This window comes from Mesorhizobium sp. P3_A9, from assembly GCF_056402975.1.
Genome location: NZ_JBFUGJ010000201.1, coordinates 1 through 10874, shown reverse-complemented (window position 1 = coordinate 10874; position 10874 = coordinate 1). Strand labels below are relative to the sequence as shown.

Sequence of the window (10874 nt, the reverse complement as noted above, 5' to 3'; positions counted from 1 at the left end):
TCGTTGAAGGATGCGGCCGACATGGAGGTCCAGACCATCAGGCTTGACGACATACTGCAGCAATTGCGGCCGAAGTCGAAGGTCCAGCTGATCATCCTCGATGCCTGCCGCAACAATCCTTTCCCGCGCAAGGACTACTGGCTGCGCGACCAATTGATCGTCTCCGGCGGCACCGGGCTCGCGGAGGTGACCGGCTCGCAGAATGCGCTGATTGCCTTTGCCACCGGGCCCGGCGCTGTCGCTTATGACGGGTCCGGCGATCTTAGCCCCTTCTCATCCGCCTTTTCGCGCCGCGCGCTGGCGCCGAACCAGGAAATCCGCGCCGTCATGGCCGCCGTGCGCCGCGATGTGGTCAAGGCGACCAATGGCAGGCAGGTTCCGTGGGAGAATTCCTCGCTGATCGACGATGTCGTGCTGATGCGCGCGGCGGGGCAATCCACGCTGGCGGCGCCCGACGCCCAGCAAAACCAGCAGGTGGCGGAGCGCGGAATCCAGGTCGGCACTGCCGCCGAAGCTATCGAAAATCGCGACATCAGCGTCCCGGTCGGCGTCGGTCCGGTTGCGCTGAAGCTGGATTTTCCGGCCAAGGATGTCTCGACGAGCCTCAAACTTGCCGGTTATCCGGCAGCTGGAACGCTGTCCCTGCCGGATCGCGTCCTATCGCCGCAGTCGAGCCTGATGGCCGCTGAAGTCGACCAATTGCGCTACGAGCCGCAGATCGGCTCGACCGCTCCCGTCGAGATTAACTTTCAAATCCGCGCCGGCAACACGTCGAAACGGGCTAAGATGAAGCTGTCGCCGAGCGTTGACCCCTGCGACCAGGCCGCTGGCGAGCCGCTCGACCTGCAAGGCGTCGTCCCAGGCCGGTTACCGAACGAGATCGCAGACGGCGCGGTCGAGGCCTGCGAGGCGGCGGTGAAAGCCTATCCCGATGTCGCCCGCTTCCGTTACGAACTCGGGCGGGCGCTGCTGGTCGCCGGCAACATCGACGAGGCCAGGAAGGCGATCCAGGAGGCGTCCGACAAGGGACACGTCCGCGCCGTCTACGAGCTCGGCTACCTCGCCGCCTCGGGAATAGGGATGCCCGTGGATGCCACGCAGGGGAACGATTTCTATTCGCAAGCGTCCGACAAAGGCGACCCCTACGCCATGAGCGCGTGGGGCCAGGCCCTTTTCGATGGCGTCGGCGTCCAGCGCGATACCGGCAAAGGGCTTGACCTCATGCTCAAGGCAGCAGCGATGGGGCATATCAACGCCATGAACGATCTTGCGATGATCTTCCAGGAAGGCCGCAATGGCGTGCCCGCCGATCCGGCCCGTGCCTTGGCTTTCCTCAAGGCTGGCATCGAACGGCAAGAGGCTTATTCTATGGGCATTCTCGGTCTTTCGCCCAGGCCAAGCACGCTGACAGTCGCGGCGTGCACGCCCAAGGTGGTGATCAAAGTCATCACGAAGACAAAGGTGATCCGTACACCCGTGCCAAAACCGCCGCGGCCGAAGATCGCCAAGCCAAAGGCCCCGACAGTGCCAAGTGAAACCGGACCAGTGCTCTGGCGCGGCAATGGCGGCGGCAACTCCGACCACAGCACCAGCGGTGGCGGCAGTGACGGATGACGACAGCGATGCCATGGGCGCATCGTCGGAACAGACAGTGTCGAAATTGATTGTTCCGCAGCCGACTGAACGCCGACACCGATTTACTTGTCGGTGACGATCTTGACCTTGTCGCCGGCCGAAACCGCGGCACCCGGTGACAGCGCATTGAGCACCCGGAACAGGTCGAGCTTGCGGTCGACGCCGACCATCTGCGCGGAGAGCGAGCCCATGGTCTGGCCCGGCTGCACGGTGAGCACGCGGATATGCAACGGCTTCAAGGCCGCCTTTTCAGCGGGACTGAGGATACGGAACGACCCGCTGACCGAGCGCGCCACCGTCTCCAGCGAGGTGCTGGCAGAGGGTGCCGCCGTCAGCAGCCGGTAGACCTGGCCGCCGGCGCGGATCACCGCGATGTCGAACTGCCAGCCTTCGGCACCGGCATGCGCGGTCGCGGCCTCATTGCCGTTGATGGTTTCCTGCTTGACCGTGCTGTCGTCGAGGCCAGCCACCCAGCCGCTTCTGATATAGTCGGTCAAGGCGCGGTTCTTGTCGATCGAAACGCCGTCGAAGCGGATGGCTATGTCGCCAGGGCCGGTCGCCGTTACCGCCGCCGCCGAATTGTCGATGATGAAGCCGTCCGGCACCGTGAACGACACGCCGAGGCCCGGATGCAGGAAGGTCTCGCCGCGCACATAGCCTTCTTCCGGCGTGTCGCCATAGAGCAGGCCGTCAATGCCGGCGAGGAAGGAATCGCGGTCGCGCGTGCCGACGCCGGGCGCGCCGAACTGGCGGGCATGGCGCTGCGCAAGGTCGATGCGCTGCGGCGTGTTGGGGTGCGTCGCCAGGAAGTCGAGGCTGGCATCGGTGGCGCCGCTGATCGAGCGAAAATCGGTATAGGCCGACATCGATTGCAGGAATCGGCCGGCGGCATAGGGATCGTAGCCGGCTTCGCCGATCGACTTGATGCCGATGGCGTCGGCTTCCAGCTCCTGGTTGCGCGAGAACTGCGCCAGCCGGAGCTTGCCGCGGATCAAAGCCGCCTTGGCGGTCGGGCTGTCGCCCAGCACATCCGAGACAACCTTCGTCGCCAGGCCTTCCTCGGCCTCCAACTGCTGACGCTGCAAGCCGTGATTGGCGGTGACGTGGCCCATCTCATGCGCGATGACGGCGGCGAGCTCGGACGAATCATTGGCCAGCGCCAGCAGGCCGCGCGTGATGTAGAGATAACCGCCCGGCAGCGCGAAGGCGTTGACGTTGGGCGAATTGAGGATGGTGATGCGGTAGGTCTGGGTCGGGTTTGCCGACACCACGGTCAGATTGCCGACGACCTTGGCCACCATGCGCTCGAGCTTGGGATCGGAATATTCGCCGCCATAGGTCGCCAGGATGCGCGGATGCTGCGCCTTGGCGAGCTCCGCGAGCTTGTTGTTGGCGCCGACATTGTCGACCGTAATCGGCTTGTCGGAAGGCTGGAAGCCGGATTCCTGGACCGCCGGAGGCGTGAACATCTGGCAGCTTGCCAAGGCCACGGTAAAACCGGCCAGCGCCAGAAAGCGCGCCAGCGGATTCATTTTGAGCCTGTCAACGCCGATCGCCAGAACGGCTTCCTTTCGGGTCCCGGCGCATGACGACGACGATCGGGGGCGATCTTCGAAGAGTGTCACGCGCTACTTCAAACTGCTACAGCATCCGTCGCACGTCCCTCAGGGCGGACGGCGGATGCTGTAGGCAAATCACGGCGTATGCCGGACCGGTATTGAGCGGACCTAGCCACACTACTCCAGTCATGGCAAGCAAGCGCCATATCGCCTCGGACCGGTTTGGGCGTAAATTATGTCCGCTTCCGGGCAATATCTCGTGATCCAGCCGTCTGGATGCTTGTGCCAACATAGCGTCGGAACGCCTCGGGGCCAGCCCCGGCAAAGAAATCGTCCGCCGTGCCGGTGGCGGCAACAGTGCCATTGTCCAGAAACACCACATTCTGGCCGATACGGCGGGCGTCCTCAGGCTGGTGCGTGACGAACAGCACGGTCATGCCGCGCTCGGCATGGAGGCCGGCAACCAGATCGAGCATGTCGTCGCGCAAGGCCGGCCCGAGCGAAGCAAAGGGCTCGTCGAGCAGAAGCACCGGGCGATCGCGCACCAATACGCGCGCCAGGGCGACGCGCTGGCGCTCGCCGCCGGAGAGTTCGCGCGGCAGCCGTTTTTCCTTGCCGGCAAGACCGGTGCGCGCCAGCGCCTCGGCGATGGCGATCCGATCGGTCTCGGTCAGCCGCAGCGATGGCGAACGGCCAAGCCCGACATTCTGCTCGACGGAAAGATGGGCGAAAAGGTTGTTTTCCTGGAACACCATCGACACCGGACGCGCCGCCGGCGGCGCGGCGCCGACATCGGCCCCGCCGATCAGCACGCGGCCGGATTGCGGTGTCTCGAAGCCGGCGACCAGGTTGAGCAGCGTCGACTTCCCCGAACCGCTCGGCCCCATGATGGCCGTGATTTTTGCGGCATTGAATTCGACATCGAAGGCGTGCGATGCCTCGCCATAGCTGAACGAGACCTTGTCCAGCCGCACCGGAACGCCCTTCCTGCTCATCGCCCCGTCAGACATTGCGGGCCTTTTCCCTTCCCAACCAGTCTGCTGCCAGCACCAAGGCGAGGCAAACCAGACCAAGCAACAGCGCCAGGCCCGCGGCGTCCTCGGTGCGGTAGCTGCCCATGCGCGAAAGCAGAAGGTAGGGCAAGGTCTGCACGGAATCACTGCCGAACAGCGCGATGACACCGAGATCGCCGAGCGACAGCGCCATGGCGAAGGCGAAGGCGGTGGCGAGCGGGCGCCGCAATGACGGCCAGTCGACCAGAAGCAGCCTGGCCCAGCCGGAAATGCCCAGCTGCGCGCAAAGGCGTTCGTGACGCTCGCTCGCCGCATCATAGGCGGGACGCACGGCGCGCAGCGCGAAAGGCATGGCCATGACCGCATTGACGGTGACGACCATGACCGGGGCGATGGCAAAGACGTCGCCGACGTGGCGCAGCAATAGGAACCAGCCGGCGCCGATGACGATAGGCGGCACGACCAGGACAAAGCCGGCGCCGGTATCGGTTACATGTTCAAGCAGTGTCTTTGCACCGGCGCGGCGGCCCAGCGCCAACGCCCGCCGCGCCATGGTCAGGGCCAGCGACAGCATCACCGAAAGCAGCGCCGACAGGAAGGCGAGCACGACGCTGGTCAGCGTTGCCTGCCGGACAGTCGCTTCGCCGGCGAGCCGGCCGAGATCGGCCCCTAACCCGGCGATCACCGTGGCCGCCATCGGCCCGACAACGAACAGCAGCGCCAGCACGATCAGCGCAGCGTTGAACACGGTTTCGGTCCCAACGACCGAGAGATAGCGGCGCTGCGCCACCGGCAGGTTGGTGTCGCCGACGACATTGGTGCCTAGCCGCGTCAGCGCCAGCACCACGACAAAGGTCAGCGCGATCTGCAGCAATGTCAGCGTCACCGCGCGCGCGGGATCGAAGTCGAAGCGCAGTGCCTGATAGATGCCGACCTCCAGCGTCGTCGCGGCCGGTCCGCCGCCAAGGGTCAAAACGATGGTGAAGGAGGTGATGCACAGCATGAAGACCAGCCCGGCGACACCCGGCAAGGCGGCGCGCAGCGTCGGCCATTCGATCAGCCGGAAGGCCGGCCGCGCGCCCATGCCGAGTTGGCTCGCCAGCCGCCATTGGTCGGCGGGAATGGTCTGCAGCGCCTCGAGGAACAGCCGGACGCTGAGCGGCAGGTTGAAGAAGACATGGGCGACAAGAATGCCGGACAGGCCGTAAATGCCTGGCCAGCCCTGGCCGCCAACCGCGCTGAACAGGCCGGCGAAATAGCCGGCGCGGCCGTAGAGCGCCAGGATGCCGAGCGCCGCGACGATCGCCGGCAGCGCCAGCGGCACGGCGAAGAGCTGCAGGATGAAGGCGCGGCCAAAGAAGCGCGGATGCCGAAACAGGGCACGCGCAACGAACAGTGCCGGGCCGACAGAAAGCAGCGTCGAAAGGATTGCCTGCCAGAGCGTGAATCGCACGACGCGCAGGAGATAGGGGTCGAAAGCCGCCCAGGCGCCCGAAAGATCATAGGCGCCTTCGACAAGCAGCCCGGCAAACGCGCCGCCGATCAGCAGCGCGATTGCGGCAAGCGCCAGGATGCCGGCGCCGACACGATGGTCCGTGGGATGCGCCGGCACCATCGCGTTGCCTACTTGCTCATCACCGCCAGCCATTCATCCACCCAGGCCTTGCGATTGGCGGCAACCTCCTCGGGGCTGAACAGCAAGGTCTTGGTCGGCTTGACCAGCTTGTCGAAGGCCGGGTTGAGCGGCTTGTCGGTCTTCCCTGCCGGGAACATCCAGTTGGTCTCGGGGATGGCATCCTGGAATTTCGGTCCGGTCATGAAGGCCATGAACTTCGCCGCCAGCGGGTTCTTGGCCCCCGTGGTGGTGATGCCGGCGACTTCGATCTGCAGATACTCGCCTTCCTCGAAAGACGCCGCCTGGTAGCGCTCGGTGTTCTCGGCGACCATGTGATAGGCCGGCGACGTCGTGTAGGACAGCACCATCGGCGCCTCGCCCTTGGTGAACAGGCCATAGGCCTCGCTCCAGCCCGGCGTCACCGTCAGCACCTTCGTCTTGAGCTTGGCCCAGGCCTCCGGCGCCTTGTCGCCATAGACCGACTTCACCCACAACAGCAGGCCGAGGCCGGGTGTCGACGTGCGCGGATCCTGGATGACGATCTTGTCGTCGGCACTGCCTTCGACCAGATCCTTCAGGCTCTTGGGCGGCGTCTTCAGCTTCTGCGTGTCATAGACGACAGCGAAATAGCCGTAGTCGAAGGGAACAAAAGTGTCGTCGGTCCAGCCGCCCGGCACGTTGACATCGGAGACCGCGCCATGCGGGGCAAACAACCCGCTAGCCTTGGCATCGGCGGTCAGATTGGTGTCGAGGCCGAGCACGATATCGGCCTTGGTCAATGCGCCTTCGAGCTTGACGCGGTTGAGCAGGGCGACGCCATCGGCGACCGAGACGAACTCGACGTCGCAGCCGCATTCGGCCTCGAATTCCTTCTTCACCACCGGGCCTGGACCCCAGTCGGCGCTGAAACTTTCATAGGTGTAGACGGTGAGCTTGTCCTTGGCCAAGGCCGGCCCGGACAACGTCACGACCATCGTTGAGACAAGAGCGTATAAAAGCGTGCGCATCGGCGCCTCCTTCGTTCGAATTGAAAGGAATTGAGGCGTCGGACTGTCCGAAACGTCTAATCCCTCCGCCGGTACAAACCGGATCAGGTTCAGCGGGTTGGCGAGATTGCCTCTCAGCCGGTCCGCGAAGATCGCAGCCGGCACCCCGTTAGAGCGTCTCGACACATAGGCCCGGCCGAGGAACCACGCAAGTGGCAGTTTGCCGGCCTTCCGTTTCCGCTGCCGGGCTGGTACAGGCCACCAGATATGAGCACATTCACCATCCTGCTTGGCGGCGATCTCATCCGCACGCCCCGGCTCGACCGCCAGGTCGAGGGCTCCCGCGTTATCGCCGCCGACGCCGGCATCGGCCATGCGCGGATGCTCGACCTTGTGCCGGAACTGTGGGTGGGCGATTTCGATTCCGTGCCGGCCAATCTGCCGAACGATCTCGCCGCTGTGCCCCGCCAGACCTTTCCGGCGGAAAAGGACAAGACCGACGGCGAACTGGCGATCGCTGCAGCCCTCGAGCGCGGCGCGACCAGCCTGGTGCTGGCGGGCGCCTTTGGCGGCAAGCGTGCCGACCACGCGTTCCTGCATCTGGCGCTTGCCCTGCGGTTGGCCGAGGCTGGAACGGACGTGCTGCTGACCAGCGGCGCCCAGGAAGGCGTGCCCTTGCTGTTGGGAAAGGCCGGCTTCGACTATGCCGACGGCACGCTGTTTTCGATCCTCGGCTTTTCCGAACTGGCCGGCCTGACCGTCACCGGCGCCAAATGGCCGCTCAACCAGGTCGAAGTGGCCTTCGGCTCGTCGCTGACCATCTCCAACGAGGTCAAGCTCGAAAAGACCGGGGGCCGCCTCGACATCTCGCTCGGCCACGGCCGCGCACTGTTGCTCGCCCATCCCTATCCCTTGCCTGAAAGCTGACATGGCCCCGCCCCTTCTCAATCTCGACGGGATAAAACTGACCTTTGGTGGCACGCCGCTGCTCGACGGCGCCGCCTTGACGGCTTCGGCCGGCGACAAGATTGCGCTGGTCGGCCGCAACGGCTCCGGCAAGTCGACGCTGCTCAAGATCGCCGCCGGCCTGATCGAACCGCAGGACGGCGAGGTCTTCCGCCAGCCCTCGGCGACCGTCCGCTATCTGCCGCAGATGCCCGACATGGAAGGATTTGCCACCGTACGCGCCTATGTCGAGGCCGGGCTCGGACCCGCCGACGATCCCTACCGCGCCAGCTATCTGATGGAGCATCTCGGCCTGTCGGGCGAGGAGCGGCCGAACGATCTCTCCGGCGGCGAGGCGAGGCGCGCCGCGCTTGCCCGCGTCATGGCGCCCGAGCCCGATATTCTGCTGCTTGATGAGCCGACTAACCATCTTGACCTGTCTGTCATTGAATGGCTGGAAGAGGAACTCGTCCGCACCTCATCGGCGCTGATCGTCATCTCGCACGACCGCCGCTTTCTCGAGCGCGTGTCGCGCGCCACCGTCTGGCTCGATCGCGGCCAGACCCGCAGGCTGGACAAGGGCTTTGGCCATTTCGAGGAATGGCGCGATCTGGTGCTGGAAGAAGAAGAGCGCGAGCAGCACAAGCTCGGCCGCCAGATCGTGCGCGAAGAGCATTGGCTGCGTTATGGCGTGACCGCGCGACGCAAGCGCAACATGCGCCGGCTCGGCGAATTGCAGACCATGCGCAAGAATTTTCGCGGTCATCGCGGCGCCGAAGGCAACGCCACCATGGTGGCGAGCGACGCCGCCGAATCCGGCAAGCTGGTGATCGAAGCAAAAAACATCGAGAAGAGCTTTGGCGATCTCACCGTGGTCAAGGGCTTCTCGACCCGTATCCAACGCGGCGACCGCGTCGGTCTCGTCGGCCCGAACGGCGCCGGCAAGACGACTTTGCTGAAGATGCTGACCGGCGAGATGAAGCCGGATGCCGGCTCGGTGCGGCTCGGCACCAATCTGGAGATCGCCACGCTCGACCAGAAGCGCGAGGCCGTCGACCCTCAAGAGACGCTGGCGCAATACCTGACCGATGGACGCGGCGAAAACCTCGTGATCAATGGCGAGCAGCGCCATGTCGTCTCCTACATGAAGGACTTCCTGTTCAAGCCGGAGCAGGCCCGCACGCCGGTGCGCGAGTTGTCCGGCGGCGAGCGGGCGCGGCTGATCCTGGCGCGCGTGCTGGCGCGGCCGGCGAATCTTCTGGTGCTCGATGAGCCGACCAACGATCTCGACATGGAGACGCTCGAACTTTTGCAGGAACTGGTCGCCGGTTTTGCCGGCACCGTTATCCTGGTCAGCCACGATCGTGACTTTCTCGACCGCACGGTGACCAGCCTGATCGCGCCGGACGGCGACGGGCGCTGGATCGAATATGCCGGCGGCTATTCCGACATGCTGGCGCAGCGCGGCGGCACCCGTCTCGACGACCGCAAGGCCCGCACCAAGGCCGAAGTCGGCGATGCGCCGGCGCCAGGCAAGAGCGAGCCGGCAGCCTCAAAAGGACCGGCGAAGAAACTGTCCTTCAAGCAGAAATTTGCGCTGGAATCACTGCCGAAGAAGATCGAGGCGGTGATGGCGTCGATCTCACGGCTGGAGAACAACATCGCCGATCCGGCCTACTACGAGCGCGATCCGGCCTCGTTCCAGAAGACCATCGCGGCCCTCGACAAGGAGCGCGCGACGCTGGCGGCGCTCGAGGAGGAATGGCTGGAACTCGAGATGCTTCGGGAAGAGATGGAGGGGTGAGAAGCGCTCGCCCGAGGGCTGGGAGCCATAGCGTAGGGCCGGGCGTCCGCACCTCTCATCGGAGCCGCCCGATTGCCCCTGCACGAGAATGCGCATACATTATGCGCATGTTGCGGAGGCCATTATGCGTAAGATTGCCTTGAATGCGATCCGTCAGCCAGCAAATCTGTCGATCGATTCCAACCTCATGCGGGAAGCCAAGGGGCTAGACGTCAATGTCTCGCGCGCCGCAGAAGCTGGCATCGCGGAAGCGGTGGCCGCTGAAAAAACGCGGCTGTGGAAGCTTGAGAACCGGGCCACGATGGATGCGTGGAACGACTATGTGGAGAAAAACGGCATCCCTTTGGAAGAGTACCGGCAGTTCTGATGGCCCGCTATGATGTCTTCGCCGGTCGCATCGAAGGCAACTATCTGCTCGACGTTCAATCCGACCTGCTCGACAATTTCAAGACACGGGTGGTCGTCCCGCTTCTTCCGATTGCAGCGGTGCCGCCGCCGATGCGAAAACTTCACCCGATCTTCGAGATCAACGGCCGGAAGCTGGTCATGGCGACACACCTTATTGCCACCGTTCCGGCGAGCGAATTGGGTGAAAGTCGGCTCAACCTGACGAAGCACCACGACGACATCGTCGCCGCGCTCGACATGCTATTTCAGGGCTTCTGAGCGAAGGCAGCCTCTACGGCGTGCCCTATCAGCCCGCCGTCTTCGCCTGCCAGGCCTTGATCGCCTCGTCGAACACCTTCTCGCCGGGAATGCCCTTTTCCATGGTCAGCAGCGCCCGCCGGCCGGTCTTGTAGACCACCGGCACGTCGATCCAGTCCTGGCCGCGCAGCAAGGTCATGTTGGCGTCCTCGTCGGCCTTGGTGTCGTTGAGCGCGACGAGGAAGAAGCCGTCGGCGATCTTGGCCGGAATGCCGATCAACGGGCTGCCGGCGTCCTGCTCGGAGCTTTTCATGGCGACGCGCAATATGTTGTCGACACCGCCGCCCTCGAAACCGTCGGGCGTCAGGAAGATCATCTCGATGATATGGCTGGCCGGCAACGTCTGGTCGGTGTTGCGGCGGATGGTCATGCGCAACTGGATGTCCTTGCCGGGGATGGTTGCTTCGGCGCGGATCGCCGGCTCGGGCGGCAGGTCGCCGCCGGGCGATTCCTGCACCAGCGACCAGACGATGCTGCCGGGCTCGGCCGAACCCTGCGCCGTGCTGGTGCGCTCCTCATAGAAGATCGCCTTCTGGCCGACCGGCACCGAAGTCGCCGTCGCCGGAGCGGCCGCCGGCGCCGCGGGCGTGGCGGCTGCGGGCGGTGTAACGG

The 10874-nt window shown here is 64.8% G+C and carries 9 protein-coding genes, 1 pseudogene and 1 riboswitch; of the genes and pseudogenes, 5 read left to right on the top strand and 5 right to left on the bottom strand.

All coding sequences use genetic code 11. The annotated features are described in order from the left end of the window. Window positions 1-1614: caspase family protein (locus AC1DX0_RS23205; RefSeq protein ID WP_477356981.1), on the top strand; the 1614-nt coding region annotated here is incomplete at its 5' end. An 83-nt stretch (window positions 1615-1697) separates the two neighbouring features. Here AC1DX0_RS23205 and AC1DX0_RS23200 read toward each other — a convergent pair. The 4 genes from AC1DX0_RS23200 to thiB all read right to left on the bottom strand — a co-directional run bounded on the left by AC1DX0_RS23200 (window position 1698) and on the right by thiB (window position 6829). Further along, window positions 1698-3167 carry a M48 family metalloprotease gene (locus AC1DX0_RS23200; RefSeq protein ID WP_477221734.1) on the bottom strand — a complete coding sequence of 490 codons (1470 nt, stop codon included), beginning with the start codon at window positions 3165-3167 and terminating at the stop codon, window positions 1698-1700. Between the two features lie 260 nt (window positions 3168-3427). After that, the gene (gene thiQ / locus AC1DX0_RS23195) at window positions 3428-4204 is read right to left on the bottom strand and encodes a thiamine ABC transporter ATP-binding protein (protein ID WP_477221733.1); all 777 of its coding nucleotides are present in this window, start codon (window positions 4202-4204) and stop codon (window positions 3428-3430) included. Continuing rightward, window positions 4197-5822 carry a thiamine/thiamine pyrophosphate ABC transporter permease gene (gene thiP, locus AC1DX0_RS23190; RefSeq protein WP_477221819.1) on the bottom strand — a complete coding sequence of 542 codons (1626 nt, stop codon included), beginning with the start codon at window positions 5820-5822 and terminating at the stop codon, window positions 4197-4199. The genes thiQ and thiP overlap by 8 nt, the downstream gene beginning before the upstream one ends. An 8-nt stretch (window positions 5823-5830) precedes the next feature. Then, window positions 5831-6829 (bottom strand): thiamine ABC transporter substrate binding subunit, encoded by a 999-nt coding sequence (thiB, locus tag AC1DX0_RS23185; protein WP_477221732.1) that lies wholly within the window; start codon window positions 6827-6829, stop codon window positions 5831-5833. Between the two features lie 43 nt (window positions 6830-6872). Then, a riboswitch (TPP riboswitch) is annotated at window positions 6873-6987 on the bottom strand. 88 nt (window positions 6988-7075) lie between these two features. On the opposite strand from thiB, the gene AC1DX0_RS23180 reads away from it, so the two are divergent. The 4 genes from AC1DX0_RS23180 to AC1DX0_RS23165 all read left to right on the top strand — a co-directional run bounded on the left by AC1DX0_RS23180 (window position 7076) and on the right by AC1DX0_RS23165 (window position 10223). Continuing rightward, entirely contained in the window at window positions 7076-7735 is a 660-nt protein-coding gene (locus AC1DX0_RS23180) for a thiamine diphosphokinase (protein WP_477221731.1), read from the top strand. A 1-nt stretch (window position 7736) separates the two neighbouring features. After that, on the top strand, window positions 7737-9557 hold the full coding sequence (locus tag AC1DX0_RS23175) for an ABC-F family ATP-binding cassette domain-containing protein (RefSeq protein WP_477221730.1): 1821 nt from the start codon (window positions 7737-7739) through the stop codon (window positions 9555-9557). 124 nt (window positions 9558-9681) lie between these two features. Further along, window positions 9682-9924 carry a type II toxin-antitoxin system CcdA family antitoxin gene (locus tag AC1DX0_RS23170; protein ID WP_056576468.1) on the top strand — a complete coding sequence of 81 codons (243 nt, stop codon included), beginning with the start codon at window positions 9682-9684 and terminating at the stop codon, window positions 9922-9924. Then, window positions 9924-10223 carry a CcdB family protein gene (locus tag AC1DX0_RS23165; protein WP_477221729.1) on the top strand — a complete coding sequence of 100 codons (300 nt, stop codon included), beginning with the start codon at window positions 9924-9926 and terminating at the stop codon, window positions 10221-10223. The genes AC1DX0_RS23170 and AC1DX0_RS23165 overlap by 1 nt, the downstream gene beginning before the upstream one ends. A 28-nt stretch (window positions 10224-10251) precedes the next feature. Here AC1DX0_RS23165 and AC1DX0_RS23160 read toward each other — a convergent pair. Then, window positions 10252-10874, bottom strand: a pseudogene (locus AC1DX0_RS23160) (hypothetical protein); the annotation flags it as partial.